This window comes from Micromonospora sp. ATLC20, assembly GCF_057196585.1.
Genome location: NZ_JBXUOV010000005.1, coordinates 69,006 through 83,713 on the forward strand (window position 1 = coordinate 69,006; position 14,708 = coordinate 83,713).

Consider the following 14,708-nt stretch of genomic DNA (forward strand, 5'->3'; position numbering starts at 1 on the left):
GGTTGTTCCCGGGAGGGCCTACCGGTAACGTCTCGCGTGGCGACTAGCCGATCCCTGGCGAAAGGGTCGACGCGTCATGACGGTTGCTGGCTCCACGCGATATCCGCCCTTCATCGACGACCTGGCCCGTAGCGAATCGGGGCGGCTGCTGCGCGCCGAACTCGGCCGGCGGTGGCCGGAGACGTCCGACCAGCTCGACGCGATCGTCCGCTACGCGCTGCTGCCGGCCGGAAAGATGCTCCGCCCGATGATGACGCTGCACGCCGCCGAGGCGGTGGGCGGATCGCCACGGGACGTCCTCGCCGCCGCGCTCGGCACCGAATACCTGCACGTCGCGACGCTCGTGCACGACGACATCATCGACGCCGACACGCTGCGCCGCGGCCGCCCGGCGGTCCCGGTCGCGTACGGCATCCCCGGCGCCATAGTGGCCGGCGACCACCTCATCTTCCACGCCTTCCGGGCGATCGTGGAGAGCGGCCGGGCCGTCCCCGCGGCCTCGGTCGTCGCCGCCGTCACCGCGCTCGCCGAGGCCGGCCAGGACCTGTGCCGGGGCCAGGCGCTGGAGGAGCGGCTCGTCGGCGACCTGGACGCGGGCGCCCGCTGGTATCCGGAGATGATCCGGCTCAAGACGGGCTCGCTGTTCCGCGCCGTGTGCCACATCGGCGCGCTGCTCGGCGGCGCCGACCCGCTGCTCTCCGCCGCGCTGGCCCGCTACGGCGAGCACCTCGGCACCGCGTTCCAGATCCGCGACGACCTGCTGTCCTACCTGTCCACCCCGGAGCAGACCGGCAAACCGGCGACGAGCGACCTCAACAACGGCCGGCCCACGCTGCCGCTGCTGCTCGCGTACGACGCGATCGGCGACGCCGCACGGGTGGAGCTGCTGGCGGTGCTGCACCGCCGCGGCGCCGGCCCCGGCGACGTCGAGTGGGTCACCGCCCTGCTCGACGACGTGGGCGCGGTCGCCGGCGCCCGGCGGCGGATGGTGGAGCACGCCGAGCGGGCCCGCGCCGAACTCGCAGCGCTCACCCCGTCCGCGAGCGCGGACGTGCTCACCGGCATCGCGGCCTGGATGACGAGCGAGATGGCGTGAGCACGGCCGGCGCCGTGCGAGCACTGCGGGCCCACGTGGAGACCTGGCGGCCCTATACCCTCTGGTACGTCGGACTGGTCGGCCTGGCCGGCGCCGCCGTGGCCGGTGGCCGGCACGACCCGTGGCTGCTGCTGTCGGCCTGGGCCGCGCCCACCGCCGGCTGGCTCGGCGGCCACTACCTCGGCGACTACTTCGACCGGGACCTCGACGCGGGCAGCAAACCGCACCGGCCGATCCCGTCCAGCCGGCTGCGCGCGGGCACGGCCCTGTGGTGCGGCAGCGCCTGTTTCGCCGCGCTCGGCGTCCTCGCCGTGCTGGACGGATGGGGCACCACGCTGGCGGCGCTGCTGGCCGGGTGCGGCATCGTCGCGTACAGCAGGTGGTTCAAGGCCCGGGGGATCGCCGGCAACCTGGTCCGCGGCGCGCTCGGCGCGGTCGCGCTCGGCTACGGCGCGCTCGCCGCCGGGATCGCGCCGGACCGCGCCTGGGCGGTGCCGGTGCTGCTCGCGCTCGTCGTCGCGTTCTGGTCGCACGACGCCATGTCCAACCTGGTCGGCGCGCTGCGCGACATCGACGGCGATCGTGCCGGCGGCTACCGCACGCTGCCGGTGGGCCGGGGCGTGCCGGTGGCCGTACGGACCGTGGTGGCGCTCTACGCCGTCACGATCGGTGCCGCGGTGACCGCCGGACTGCTGGCCGGCACGGGCACGCGGATGGCGTACCTGGCGACTGTGCTCGTCGTCCTGGCCACCGGCGTCGTCGCGCTGGCCCCGCTGGTGGCGCGCCGCGACGGGATGCCCGTCCTGGTGGCGCTGCGCGCCCACTCGGTCCTGGTCGTCGAACGGGTCGTGCTGGCCTCGGCGGCGGTCGGGCTCGGCCTCGGCGTCGCCGTGCAGCTCGCGCTCGCGTTGCCGATGGTGCTGCTGACCTGGCTGGCGCAGCGCGGCATGCGCGTCCGGCACGAACTCGGCCCGCCGGTGGCGGGCCTGACCCTCGCCACCCGCAGTCGACTGCCGCTGGAGGACGCGCCATGACCGCTGTGACCGCCGAGGCCGTCGGGAAGGCCCTCACCGACGGCGCCGAGGCGCTGTTCCGCCGCCGCCGCCCCGACGGCGCCTTCGGCGACGACCCGCCCGCCTCGGTGCTCGGCACCGCCGGCGCGGTCGCCGCGCTGCACGCCGCCGACCCGTCCGGCTGCGCCGACCTGGTCGACGCCGGAACCGCCTGGCTGCGCCGCGCGCAGCACGACGACGGCGGCTGGGGTGGCGTCGTGGGCGCCGGTACCGCCGTCGTACCCACCGCCGTGGCGGTCGCCGCGCTGGCGCTGAGCGCACCGGCGGACAGCGCCGACGCGATTGCGGCGGGCCGCGCCCGGCTGGCCGCGCTCGGCGGCGTCGACACCATCACCGACCCGGCGATCTCGCTGCTGTGCCGGCAACTGCTCACCATGGCCGGGATGACCGCCGAGGCCGGCCCGCTGCGCCGGCTGCCGCTGGAGATCGTCCTGTTCGACCGGGTACGCCGGCAGCGCCTGTCGTTCCGTACCGCGCCGTTCGTCGGGCTGGCCCTGATGCAGGCCGACATGCTGCCCGCGGGCCGGCTGCGCCGGGCCACGCTGCGCCGCGCCCGTCCGGCGGCGGTCCGGCTGCTGCGGTCCATCCACGACCACGAGGGCCGCACCGGCGCGCTCAGCGAGGACCCGTGGCCGGCCGCGCTCGTCCTGCTCGGCCTGGCCCGCAGCGGCGAAGCCCCCGACATCGCCCGCGCCGTCGTCGGCTGGCTGCGCCGCGCGGTCCGCCCCGACGGGTCCTGGGACGCGGTCACCAACCTCGACCTCACCCGATCCGGGTACGCGGCGACCGGGCTGATCGCGGCCGGCTACGCCGACGACCCCCGGCTGCACGCCACCCGGGAGTTCCTCCACGCCGCCCGCAAGACGGAGGCGTTCGAGGTGCTGGACGTGCCGCCGGGCGGGTGGAGCTACTCCAACGCCCGGGGCTGGCCGGTCACGCTGGAGTCCGCCGAGATCCTCTCCGCGCTCGCCGGACTCCCCGGCGCCGGCACCGACCCGGTGCTGCGCCAGGGCCTGGCGTGGCTCGTCGGCCGCCAGGACAGCCGCGGCTCGTGGAGCCTGTGGGTCCGCGACACCCGGCTCGCCAACGACGGCCCCTGCCCGGCCATCACCAGCCAGGCGATCCTCGCGCTGCACGACGCCGGGCACCCGGACGACCACCCGGCCATCGCCCGCGCGGCGGCCTGGCTGCTGACCCGGGCCGCGCCCGACGGCACGTTCGAGAACCTCTGGTACCGCGACCACACCTCCGGCACCGCGGTGGTGGTCGCCGCGCTGTCCCGGGTCGGGCACGCCCGGCACGAGGTGGTACGCCGCGCGGCCCGGTGGCTGCGCGACACCCAGTTGCCCGACGGCTCCTGGGGCCCGGGCGACGGTACCGGCGGCACCGTCGAGGAGACGTCCTGGGCGGTGCAGGGCCTGCTCGCGACCGGCGACCCGGACGCCGCCGGGGCGGTGGACCGGGGCGTCGCCTGGCTGGTGGCCGCCGCCGGACCGGACGGCGCCTGGCCCGCCGCCCGGGTCTGCAACTACATCCGCCACCACATGCGCTACCCGAACGCGGTGATCACCCAGGCGCTCGCGCTGCGGACGCTCGGCGAGTACCGCAGGGCCGCCGCCGCGCGGTCCGGCGCCGCACCGGGCGCGGTGGCCCGATGACCGCCGACGTGGTGGTGGCAGGCGCCGGCGCCGGCGGGCTGGCCTGCGCCCACGCGCTCGGCGCGCTCGGCCTGCGGGTGCTCGTGCTCGACCGGCAGCGCGCTCCCGCGTCGATCGCCAAGGGCGAGATCCTCCAGCCCGAGACGGTCCGCATCCTCGACTCCTGGGGCGCGCTGGACGCCCTGCGGGCCACCGGCGCGCGGCCGGTCGGGCGGCTGGCCATCCGCGACGCGTACGGCGAGCCGCTGCTCTGCCTGGACTACGCCGGCCTGCCCGGGGCGTACCGGCAGATCCTCTGCGCCGACTACGGCGACCTGCGGGCGGTGCTCGCCGACCGGCTGCCGGCCACGGTGGCGGTCCGGTGGGGCGTGCGGGTGACAGGCGTCCGGCGCGATCACGACGGGCGGATCGACGGCGTCCGGGTCGTCGCGGACGGCACCGAGCGGGACGTCGCGGCGCCGCTGGTGGTCGCGGCCGACGGCATGTCCTCGCCGCTGCGCCGCGCGGCCGGGATCGGCGTGGAACGCCGGGAGTACCCGCACGGCCTGGTCGCCTTCGACGTGGACGGCGCCGAGGTGGCCGACGAGGTGTCCGCCTACCGCACCGCCCGGGGGCTCTGCCTGGTCTACCCGCTGCCGGGCGGGCGGTGCCGCCTCTACGTGCAGGTCACGCCGGACGAGTTCCGGGGGCGCGTGGACCTGGACGCGTGGTGCGGACGGCTGCTCGCCGACGTGCCGGCGATCCGTCCGTTGGCCCCGGCCGTGCGCGCGAGCCTGCACCGGCGCCAGTTGCTCGCCGTCTACCGGCTGCGCAGCGCGCGCCTGGCCGTACCGGGGCTCGCGCTCGCCGGTGAGGCCGCCCACGCGGTGCACCCGATGGCGGCCCAGGGCGTCAACAGCTCCCTCGGTGACGCCGAGACGCTCGCCGCCTGCCTGGCCGCCGAGGGCGGCGCGCCGGAACCGGCCGCCGTGGACCGGGCACTGCGGGCCTTCGAGTCGGCCCGGCGGCGCCGGCTCGACCACGTCGCCACCGTCAGCCACAACGCCTCCCGCATGATCACCGCCGTGTCCGGACTGCCGAAGCTGCTCGGCGCGCGGATGATGCGCCGCACCGCCGCCAACCCCCGGCTGCTCGGGCTCACCGCCGGCAACCTCTCCGGCACCGACGTGCGGCCGCTGTCCGCCGTCGACCGGCTCTACCAACTGGGGCTGCTGGCCGACCGGCACGCGCACACCCCGTCCCCACCGGTCCCGTCGGAAAGTGAGCGATGATGACGCCTGCCACCGCCGTCGGGACGCAACCCCCGGCCGACCTGTCCATGAACGAGACGCCCTACCCGCCGCTACCAGGGATCCGGCGGGTGGTCGCCGACGCCGCCGCGACGCTCCAGCGCTATCCGGACCGCACGTCGTCGGCGCTCGTGGCGGCGCTGTCGGCGCGGCTCGGTGTCGGCCCCGAGGCGATCCTCGTCGGCCCCGGCTCGGCCGGGCTGTGCCAGCACCTCGTGCAGTCCCTCGGGCCGCGCCCGGACGTCGTCCACCCGGCCCTGTCGTTCGAGGGCTACCCGCTGATCATCGGCAACGCCGGCGCCCGCGCGGTGCCGGTCCCGATGGACGGGTACGACCACGACCTGCCGGCGATGGCGGACGCGGTCACCGACCGGACCCGGTGCGTGCTGCTGTGCAACCCCAACAACCCGACCGGTACGGCGCTGCGCCGCGACGACGTCGAGGCGTTCCTGGACCGCGTCCCGGCCGACGTGCCGGTGATCGTGGACGAGGCGTACCGCGAGTTCGTCACCGACCCGCGCTCACCGGACGGGATGGACCTGTACCGCGCGTACGACAACGTCTGCGTGCTGCGCACGTTCTCCAAGGCGTACGGCCTGGCCGCGCTGCGCGTCGGGTACGCCGTGGTGCCGCCCCGGCTCACCCGGGCCGCCGCGCTCACCGGGGCGGTGTTCTTCCCCTCCGCGCTCGCCCAGGCGGCCGCGGTGGCGAGCCTGACACCGGAGGTGGGCGCCGAACTGACCCGGCGGTGCACCGACCTGGTGGCGGCGCGTACCCGCCTGATCGGCGCGCTGCGCGGCCTCGGGCTCACGGTCGCGTCCAGCGAGGCCAACTTCGTGTGGCTGCCGCTGGGGGAGCGGGCCGTGCCGTTCGCCGAGCGGGCCCGGGAGGCGGGCATCCTGGTGATGGCGCTACCAGGCGCCGGGGTCCGGATCACCGTCGGCGCTCCGGAGGCGAACGAGCGGCTGTGCGCGTTCGTCCGCGCCGCGCTCGCCGACGGGCTCTGACCGGCCCGCCGGTGCCAGCGCGGCCACGCTCAGGTAGCCCAGGCCGGGCTCGTAGTCGGCCACCACCACCGGCCGGGGACGCGCCGCGTCCCCGGCGAGACGGTCCAGCAGCGCCCACCAGACCCCGGTGGACGGCTGCCGCTCCGGACCGGTGGTCACCGCGCCGCCGCCGGGGCCGGGCCACACGGCCGCGAGGTCAGCGCCGAGCACGACCGCGACATCGGTACGCCCGGCCGTCAGCTCGCGCACCTCGGCCGCCGCGAGCGCGGCCACGTCGCTCGCGCCGACGTTCGCGTGCTGGCGCAGCGCGGTCACCCGCACCCCGCGCGCGTCGCGACTGCCGCTGGTGCCGGTGCCGGTGCCGGTGCCGGTGCCGGTGCCGGTGCCGTAGAGCATGGCCACCGCCCGGTGGCGGGCCGGTACGGGCACCGTCGCGTCGTACGGCAGGACCGACTGCTCCACGGTGACCAGCAGGGCGCGGCGGCAGCCGTAGTCGCGGGCGATCCGCAGCCCGGTGAACGCCGCCGCCGAACCCTGGTCGCAGAGCGCGAACGACATCGGCGTGCCCGGGCACACGTGACTGAGGTACGCCGCGGTGGCCCGGCCGGGCAGCATGTCGTGCACGGCGAACGCCAGCACCAGCAGGTCCACCGGCTCGTCCGGCGGCACGAGCGCCGGGATCAGCTCGGCGGCCATCTCCCCGTAGGACTGTCCGAGCGCCTCCGACGGCGCGTCGAACAGGCCGTCCGGCACGCGCAGCCCGTACGGCCCGGTCAGGTCCGTCAGGTAGCCGGCGGTGCGCTCGCGCAGCACGGGATCGCCGAGCAGCGCGGCCGGGCCGGTGACCGTCTGACGGGCGGCCCGCAGCAGGCGGAGTCCGCTCTCCACGGTGACCACCGCCGCTCAGTGCTCGAACACCATGGCGGCGAACGTCGCGCCGTCCCCGGCACCGACCGCCGCGACCAGGTAGCGGTCACCCGGCCGGAGCAGGTCGCGTTGCCGGGCGGTGCGGTAGTTGACGAACGCGTCGGCGCAGAACACGTGACCGGTCTCGGTCACGTTGTCCAGCAGCACCCGGTCCAGCGGCAGCCCGATCAGCCGGCACAGCCGCTTCCAGGTCATCAGGTTCACGTTGTGCGGCAGCACCAGCCGCAGCTCGGACAGCGCCGTCCCGGCCCGGTCCAGCGCGCGGCCGATCACCTCGGCCAGCGCCGGCCGGTACGCCCGCTGGAACCGCGCCGGGGACTCGCCGCCTGCCACGTCGAACTCGCCCCGCTGGTGGCAGGCGTACGCGAGCAGCCGGTCCCGGCCGCCACCGGCGCTGAGCAGGCAGGCCGAGGAGCCCTCGCTGAACACCGACGTCTCCGGGATGAACTGGGCGTCGCGGGTGAACGCCTTCTCCCCGGTGAGCACCAGCGCGAGCGGCGGGCCGTCCGGCGTGTCCGGTTCGGACGCGAGCAGCCGCCCGGCCACGTCGATCGCGGCGAGCGCGCTCGCGCAGGACTGCTGGGTGAGCGTGAACGCGAGCGCGTGGCTCAGCCCGAGCGTGCGGCACACCTCGTGCAGCGGGTTGACCGGATAGGGGGTGACCACCGGGAACGCCCGCCCGTACACCACGAACCGCACCCGCTGCCGCAGCGTGGGCAGCGCGGTGAGGCCGCCCGCCGCGCGCAGCAGCAGGTCGGTCAGGGACAGCGCGGGATCGCGGCGGACCTCGGTCAGGCCGTGGAAGCGGCCGAACAGGCGGACCTGCATGTCGGTCAGGCCCAGCGGCACGGCCAGGCTCTCGACCGGCACCCGGCGCTGCGGCAGGAACACCGAGACGGCGTCGATCGCCGTCATACGCGTACCGTCACGACACGGATCAGATCAGTGACACAGGTGGATGTCAACGCGCGTGCGATCATATCGACGTGGCTCGCTTCCTGTTCGTCGTGCTGCCGGTGGAGTCCCATCTGCACGCACCGGTCGCCATCGCCCAGGCGCTGGAGGCGGCCGGGCACGAGGTGGCCTGGGTCGGGCCGCGCAGCGACCTGCGCCCGCTGGTCGGCCCGGACGCCGTGCTGTTCCCGACCGGCAAGCGCTACTACCGGCCCGACGGCGCGTCCGGGGCGGCTTCGGTGCGCAGCCTCTGGGAGGGGCACGTGCTGCCGGCCAACCGGTTCATCCGCGACGCCGCCGACGCGGCGGTCGAGCGGTACGAGCCGGACGTGGTGGTGGCCGACCAGTACGCACTGGCCGGCGCGCTCGCCGCGCACCGCCGCGGGCTGCCGTGGGCGACGTTCTGCGTCGGCATGCTGGAGCTGACGCCGCCCACCGGGGAGATGCCCGAGTTCACCGACTGGGCACGCGCCCAGGTCCGCCGGGTGTGGGCGATGACCGACGTACCCGTGGACGAGACGATCGACCTGCGCTTCTCGCCGTACCTCGTGATCGGGCTGACCACGACGGCGCTGACCGGCCCGGCGCCGCTGCCGCCGGGCTGCGTGCTCACCGGGCCGGCACTGGGACGGCGGCCGAACGCGCCCCCGTTCGCCTGGGAGGCGTGGGATCCCGGCCGCCGGCACGTGCTGGTCACCGTCGGCACGATGGCCGAGCACCTCGCCGCCGACTTCTTCCGGCGGATGACGGCGGCGACCGCGCCGCTCGCCGGCCGGGTCCAGGTGATCCTCACGGCCGGGCCGGGCCTGGTGCCCGACCCGCCGCCGCACGTGCTGGTCGCGTCCCGGGTGCCGGTGCTGGAGCTGATGCCCCGGCTCGACGCGCTGGTGTCCCACGGCGGACTGGGCACCGTGTCCGAGGCGCTGGCCCACGGCGTACCGGTGGTGGTCGCGCCGATCCGGCACGACCACCCGGCGGTCGCGCGTCAGGTGCGGCGGGCCGGCGCCGGCCTGGAGGTCGCCTTTCACTCGGCGACACCGGCGGAGCTGACCGCCGCGCTGAGCGCGGTGCTCGACGAGCCGGCGTACCGGGCCGGGGCGCGCCGGGTCGGTGAGTCGTTCGCGACGGCCGGCGGCGCGCGGGCGGCGGCGGCGCACCTCGCCGCGTTGGCACGGACGGCTCCCGACGCCTGACGCATCGACCGTTGTCCAACCGTCGGCGCGGAACTAGCCTGACCTGACGCACCCGCGCCGGCGTCGTGCCGCACGAGGAGGCTCGATGATCGAGGCCACCGGCCTACGCAAGTCCTTCCGGGTCGGACGCGGGCGCGGCGCCACCACAGTCGACGCCGTGCGCGGCGTCGACTTCGCGGTACGGCGCGGCGAGATCGTCGGGTTCCTCGGCCCGAACGGCGCCGGGAAGTCCACCACGCTGCGGATGCTCGCCACGCTGATCCGGCCCAGCGGGGGAGCGGCCACCATCGCCGGGGTCGACCTGCTGCGCGCGCCCGCGCAGGTCCGGCGGCGGATCGGCTTCGTGGCGCAGGCCAGCGGCACCTACGACGACTCCACCGCCCGGCGTGACCTGGTGCTCCAGGCCCGCATGCACGGGCTGTCCAAGTCGGTGGCGCAGGACCTGGCCGTCGGCGCGATCCGCGCGTTCCAGCTCGACGACTTCGCCGACCGCAAGATCAAGACGTACTCGGGCGGGCAGCGCCGCCGCCTCGACGTCGCGCTGGGTGTCATCCACTCGCCGCAGGTCATGTTCCTGGACGAGCCCACCGCCGGGCTCGACCCGCCCAGCCGGGTCCGGATGTGGCAGGAGGTACGACGGCTGCGCGAGGAGGGCATGACCATCTTCCTCACCACGCACTACCTGGACGAGGCCGACAGCCTCTGCGACCGGGTCTCGATCATCGACGCCGGGCGGATCGTGGCCGAGGGCACCCCGTCGGCGCTCAAACGCGAGATCTCCGGCGACGTGGTCGCCATCGACTTCGCCACCGCCGACGTCGCGGACCGGGCCGGCGGCGACCTGCCGGCCGCGACGAAGCTGCTGGCCGAGGCGCCGTACGTGCACGCGGCCGAGCCGGTCGACGGCACACTGCGGCTCTACGTGGACAGCGCCGCCACCGCCATCCCGCAGATCATGCGGGCGCTCTACGACAGGGGCATCGAGCCCGGCGCGATCGAGGCCCGCCGGCCCAGCCTCGACGACGTGTTCCTGGCCAAGACCGGCCGGTCGCTCGCCGAGTGACCGGACGCCGAGAGGAGTACGGCGTGAAGCTCGTCCGCGACACCTGGCTGATCTTCCAGCAGGAGGCCGGCCTGATGGTGCGCAACCCGGTGATGGTCGCGTTCAGCCTGGCCCAGCCGATCACCTACCTGATCCTGTTCGCACCGTTCCTCAAGGTGGTGATGGTCGACCGGGGCGCCGCGTCGTACGCCGATGCGTACCGCATCTACGTACCCGGCCTGTTCGTGGCGATGGGCCTGTTCGGCGGCCTGTTCGCCGGGTACGGGCTTCTCAGCGCGCTGCGCGCGGGCATCATCGACAGGTGCCGGGTGACGCCGGTGAGCCGGACCGGCCTGCTGCTGGGCCGGGCGCTGATGCACGTGTGCCTCAACGTGGTGCAGGCGGTGGTGGTCACGCTGGTGGCGCTGCCGTTCGGCCTGCGGGTGCACCTGGCGAACCTGCTGGTGTCGTACGCGCTGCTGTCGGTGATGGTGCTGCTCAGCACGTCGATCTCGTACGACATCGCGCTGCTGGTGCGTAACGAGAACAGCCTCGGCGTGCTGGTGAACACCGTCGGCCAGCCGGTGTCGCTGCTCGCCGGCGTGCTCATCCCGCTCGTGCTGGCGCCGATGTGGATCCAGCGGGTCGCGGTGTGGAACCCGTTCGCCTGGGCCACCGACGGCATGCGCGCGCTGTTCGCCGGCCAGATCACCCAGACCGTGGTGTGGCAGGGCGCGCTCATCATGTCCGGGCTGGCCGCCGCCAGTCTGTTCTGGTCGTCGCACCTGTTCAACCGCGAGGTCTCCTGACCGTCCGTGCATCGACCATTGTCTCAGCGTGGCGGGCGCTCTAGCCTGATCGTGTCCCCGCTCGGCGGCCGGTACGGGGCGCGGCCGTGACGCGTGTCAGCTGAGGAGGCCACTCGTTGGGTGCCGACAACTTCCGGGCGACGCTGGCGGCCGACATGGAGCTGGGCGCGGGCAACGTGCTGCTCCGGCTGGCCGAGCACGGCGCCGACATGGACATGCCCCGGGTGACGTTCGACGCCGACGTCGACGGCATCCCCGCCTGGACGCCGCTGTCGCTCGCCACGCTCACCGAGCGGGTCGCGGCCCGGGCCGCCTGGTTCCGGGCGCGCGGCGTCGGCCGGGCCGACCCGGTCGCGGTGTACGTGACCTCCGCGCCCGACGTGTTCCTCAACTTCCTGGCGCTGACCTGGCTCGGCGCGATCCCGGCGCTGATGAACGGAAACATGCCGGTCGAACTGGCGGCCGAGTTCGTCAGGCGGCTGCGCGGGGCCGGGGTGGTGGTCGACGCCGACCACGCCGCCCTGGCCGAGCACGACCTCGGCGCGCCGATCCTCGGCGACGCGGCGCAGACCGGCACCGGCGACCCGGCGCAGGCGCCGCCGCACCACCGGCACCACCCGCAGGAACCGGTGGTCATCACCCACTCCTCGGGCACCACCCGGGTGCCCGCCGCGATCGTCCACTCGCACCACGGGCTGTTCGCCGCGATCCGCGCGGTCCGGCTCACCGAGTCCCGGCCGTCCGGCGAGGTGCGGGAGATGTCCGCGCTGCCGGCCGCGCACGCCGCCGGCATCATCACGCTCAACCAGGCGCTCTGCAACGGCTACCAGCTGCTGTGCCTGTCCGCGCAGGGCGGCCCGTTCGCGCGCAGCGCCGAGACGATCCTTTCCGCGATCGAACGGTGGCGCCCCACCGGCGTGTTCGGCTTCGCGGTGACCTGGTCCGAGTTGGCCCGGGTCGACCTCACCACCCGCGACCTCAGCTCGGTGCGCAACTGGTTCAACACCGGTGACTGCGCGCACGAGGCGCACGTACGCCGGCTGGTCGCGGTCGGCAGCCATCCCGCGTACACCCGCGACGGCATGGTCGACGTCCCCGGCTCCAAGTTCGTCGACATGCTCGGCTCCACCGAGATGGGACACGGCGCGTTCCGGATCACCCACCGGCTCGGCAGCGACCGCTACGACCGCTGCGTCGGCAAGCCGTACCCGTTCGCCGAGATCGCCCTGCTCGACGTGGACACCGGCGAGGAGGTCCCGCCGGGGCAGGTGGGGCACGTCGGCCTCAAGTCGCCGACGCTGGCGCTCGGCTACTGGAACGACTCGGTCACCACGTACCGCACCCGGCTGGGCGGCTACTACCTGACCGGCGACCTGATGTACCGCGACGCGGCCGGCGACTACCACCACGTCGACCGGGCCAGTGACGCGGTCGACCTGGGCGGCGGCACCTGGCTGTACACCGCGCTGTCCGAGGAGCGCATCCTCCGGCACTGCCCGGACGTCCGCGACTGCACCGTCCTCGCGGCGGCGGGGGAGGACGGCACGACCGTCACCGACGTGCTGCTCCTGCTCGCCGCCGACGCCGATCCGGCGCACGACCGTACCGAACGGGTCCGGGCCGCGCTGGGGCCGGCGGTGGCCGCGACGCTGCGGCGGGTGGTGACTGTCCCCGACGACGACGTGGTCACCGGGCCGACCGGAAAGGTCCGCAAGTTCCTCATGCGACAGCGGCTGCTCGCCGGCGCCGGAGTGCCCGGCGCCGGCTGACCGGGGACATCGACGGTTGGCGCGGCCGTGCCAGAATCCAGCCGTGTCCTACCTCCCCTCGCAGCCGTACCCACCGATGCCCGGCGGCGTCAGCCCGCTGATCGCCTACCCGCACCCGATCACCCCGCCGCCCGGCTGCGGGGTGCTCGTCGTCTCGGTGAACCGCGGGCCGTACCTGATCCCGGTGCCGGTGACCAGCCGCTTCAAGATCAACCGCCAGGTGGTCGCGATCCCCGGCGAGGGGACGTGGCACGTCGCGGTGCCGGCCGGCGCGCACGACGTCAGGTACACCGACTTCATGGGCGTTCCGCTCGTCACCACGACGCTCGCGGTGCAGCCGGGGGCCGCGCACCACCTCGCGTTCCGCTTCGGCGGGTGGCGCAACCGGGTGTACGACGGCTACGGCACCGACGTCACCCGGTTCGGCCTGTGGTCCAACTACAGCGTCATGCTGGTCCTGCTGCCGGTGGTCGGTCTGGCCTGCTGCGGGGCGTTCGGGCTGGTCATCGGCTCGACTCCCTGATCCGGCCCGGCCGGCGGGCCTGGTCGCTCGGCTAGCGCAGCGACCAGGTCTGCTTCACGTTGAACACGCAGGTCCAGGCGTTCAGCGGTGCGCCCGCGGCGTGCCCGTCGACGTCCAGGCAGCGGTCGGTGGCCCGGTTGAACAGCGACCGCCGGCCCTGGCTCTCGATCCACTCCCACTTCTGCGCCGGATTGCCGCTGCACCACGCCGTCTGCACCGGTACGCCGTCGCGCTTCTCGCCCCAGGCCACGTCCAGGCAGAGGCCGCCCTCGACCCGGACGCTGCCGTCGGACGCGAACGTCCACCACTGGGAGCGCTCCTCCCGGCAGGCCCGCAGCACGACGCGTACGCCGTCCCCGCTGCCGCCGCTGGCGCACAGACCGGTCTCCTTGCCGACGAGTTGCTTCGCGCCGGCCGGGCGGACCGGCGCGGCCGGCTCATCCGGCTTCTTCGACGTGCCCGCCGCCGGCGACGACGTGGACGGGCGCGCGGCCGACGACGCCGGCGGCTTCGGCGTCCGCGTGCCGGGCGACGGGGTGCCGGAACTCGCCGGCGTGCCCCGCAGCCGGCCGTCGAGGGCGTAGAAGTCGGTGAACTCCCGGACCGTGCGCAGGAACGCCTGCGTCCCGGCGTCGAAGTCGCCGCCGGTGTGCCGCACGGCGTCGGTCCCGTCGCGGTACGCCGCCAGCGCCAGCAGGTCCGGGTCGCCGTCGAGCGCGGCCAGTTCCCGCCGCAGGGAGCAGAGCGTGGCGCCGACCGCCGGTACCGCTGCCTGCGGGTCCCACGGCGAGGCGCCGGACGGGCCGTACGCACGCCACAGCTCGGGCCGGAACTGGGCGATGCCCTTTCGGCCACCGTCGCCGAGCAGGTTCGGATCGAAACCGGAGGAGGCCATCAGCTGCGCGGCGACAGCGGCCGGGGGTACCTGCGGGCACACCGAGCCGGCCCGTACCACCAGGCGGACGTACCCGGCGGGGACCGCCTTGGGCTGCCGGCGCTCGCCCTCGCCGCTGGGTGGGCCGGTCTCGGCGAAGCCGTCCTGCCGTCCGTAGTAGGCGGCGTACCGGCCGGCCTCGTCGACGTACGGGACCGCCGCCGAGGGCACCCCGCCGGCGGCGCGTACCTCCTCGAACCCGCTGTGGAACGCGGCGAGCGACAACCGCCACGGGTCGCCGGGGACGGCAGCCGCGCGCACCTGCCCGGCCAGGTCGCACATCTGGTGGGCCAGCGCGAGGATGTTGGCCGCGCCGTCGGTGCGCGGCGCGTCCGGCCACGGCGCCCAGGTGCGCAGGTCCAGGTCGAGGTGCAGCCCGGCGCCGCCGGGCCAGGGCACCCAGTGGCTCAGTTCGGCGTACGCGGCGCGCCACG

General features: G+C 75.2%; 13 protein-coding genes. 10 read left to right on the forward strand and 3 right to left on the reverse strand.

Features of this window, described 5'->3' with window-relative positions; all coding sequences use genetic code 11:
* The first annotated feature begins 76 nt into the window (after window positions 1-76).
* The 5 genes from AC2CHG_RS02685 to AC2CHG_RS02705 are packed head-to-tail and all read left to right on the forward strand — an operon-like array spanning window position 77 to window position 6,123.
* Window positions 77-1,096, forward strand: a complete 1,020-nt coding sequence (locus AC2CHG_RS02685; RefSeq protein ID WP_366619478.1) for a polyprenyl synthetase family protein — start codon at window positions 77-79, stop codon at window positions 1,094-1,096.
* Window positions 1,093-2,130, forward strand: a complete 1,038-nt coding sequence (locus AC2CHG_RS02690) for a UbiA family prenyltransferase (protein ID WP_262011932.1) — start codon at window positions 1,093-1,095, stop codon at window positions 2,128-2,130. The genes AC2CHG_RS02685 and AC2CHG_RS02690 overlap by 4 nt, the downstream gene beginning before the upstream one ends.
* Window positions 2,127-3,827 carry a prenyltransferase gene (locus tag AC2CHG_RS02695; protein WP_484524082.1) on the forward strand — a complete coding sequence of 567 codons (1,701 nt, stop codon included), beginning with the start codon at window positions 2,127-2,129 and terminating at the stop codon, window positions 3,825-3,827. Before AC2CHG_RS02690 ends, AC2CHG_RS02695 begins: the two co-directional genes overlap by 4 nt.
* Entirely contained in the window at window positions 3,824-5,098 is a 1,275-nt protein-coding gene (locus tag AC2CHG_RS02700; protein ID WP_484524083.1) for an FAD-dependent oxidoreductase, read from the forward strand. Before AC2CHG_RS02695 ends, AC2CHG_RS02700 begins: the two co-directional genes overlap by 4 nt.
* Entirely contained in the window at window positions 5,098-6,123 is a 1,026-nt protein-coding gene (locus AC2CHG_RS02705) for an aminotransferase class I/II-fold pyridoxal phosphate-dependent enzyme (RefSeq protein WP_484524084.1), read from the forward strand. Before AC2CHG_RS02700 ends, AC2CHG_RS02705 begins: the two co-directional genes overlap by 1 nt.
* Here the strand turns inward: AC2CHG_RS02705 and AC2CHG_RS02710 are convergent.
* Both AC2CHG_RS02710 and AC2CHG_RS02715 read right to left on the reverse strand, forming a co-directional pair.
* Complete coding sequence (locus tag AC2CHG_RS02710) at window positions 6,028-7,011, reverse strand: 2-hydroxy-acid oxidase (protein WP_484524085.1); 984 nt, start codon at window positions 7,009-7,011, stop codon at window positions 6,028-6,030. The two genes, AC2CHG_RS02705 and AC2CHG_RS02710, sit on opposite strands and share 96 nt — an antisense overlap.
* 15 nt (window positions 7,012-7,026) lie before the next feature.
* The gene (locus AC2CHG_RS02715) at window positions 7,027-7,965 is read right to left on the reverse strand and encodes a 3-oxoacyl-[acyl-carrier-protein] synthase III C-terminal domain-containing protein (protein ID WP_484524086.1); all 939 of its coding nucleotides are present in this window, start codon (window positions 7,963-7,965) and stop codon (window positions 7,027-7,029) included.
* Between the two features lie 71 nt (window positions 7,966-8,036).
* Between AC2CHG_RS02715 and AC2CHG_RS02720 the strand changes: the two genes are divergently transcribed.
* The 5 genes from AC2CHG_RS02720 (at window position 8,037) to AC2CHG_RS02740 (ending at window position 13,340) form a co-directional block, all read left to right on the forward strand.
* On the forward strand, window positions 8,037-9,197 hold the full coding sequence (locus AC2CHG_RS02720; protein WP_484524087.1) for a glycosyltransferase: 1,161 nt from the start codon (window positions 8,037-8,039) through the stop codon (window positions 9,195-9,197).
* Window positions 9,198-9,282: 85 nt separating this feature from the next.
* Window positions 9,283-10,260 (forward strand): ATP-binding cassette domain-containing protein, encoded by a 978-nt coding sequence (locus AC2CHG_RS02725; protein WP_484524088.1) that lies wholly within the window; start codon window positions 9,283-9,285, stop codon window positions 10,258-10,260.
* Between the two features lie 23 nt (window positions 10,261-10,283).
* Complete coding sequence (locus tag AC2CHG_RS02730; protein WP_013476421.1) at window positions 10,284-11,048, forward strand: ABC transporter permease; 765 nt, start codon at window positions 10,284-10,286, stop codon at window positions 11,046-11,048.
* A 155-nt stretch (window positions 11,049-11,203) separates the two neighbouring features.
* The gene (locus AC2CHG_RS02735) at window positions 11,204-12,817 is read left to right on the forward strand and encodes a class I adenylate-forming enzyme family protein (protein WP_484524090.1); all 1,614 of its coding nucleotides are present in this window, start codon (window positions 11,204-11,206) and stop codon (window positions 12,815-12,817) included.
* A 43-nt stretch (window positions 12,818-12,860) separates the two neighbouring features.
* Window positions 12,861-13,340: a hypothetical protein gene (locus tag AC2CHG_RS02740; RefSeq protein WP_318334457.1), complete on the forward strand. Its 480-nt coding sequence runs from the start codon at window positions 12,861-12,863 to the stop codon at window positions 13,338-13,340.
* 31 nt (window positions 13,341-13,371) lie between these two features.
* Here AC2CHG_RS02740 and AC2CHG_RS02745 read toward each other — a convergent pair.
* On the reverse strand, window positions 13,372-14,708 hold a 1,337-nt coding region (locus tag AC2CHG_RS02745; protein ID WP_484524089.1), incomplete at its 5' end, for a ricin-type beta-trefoil lectin domain protein.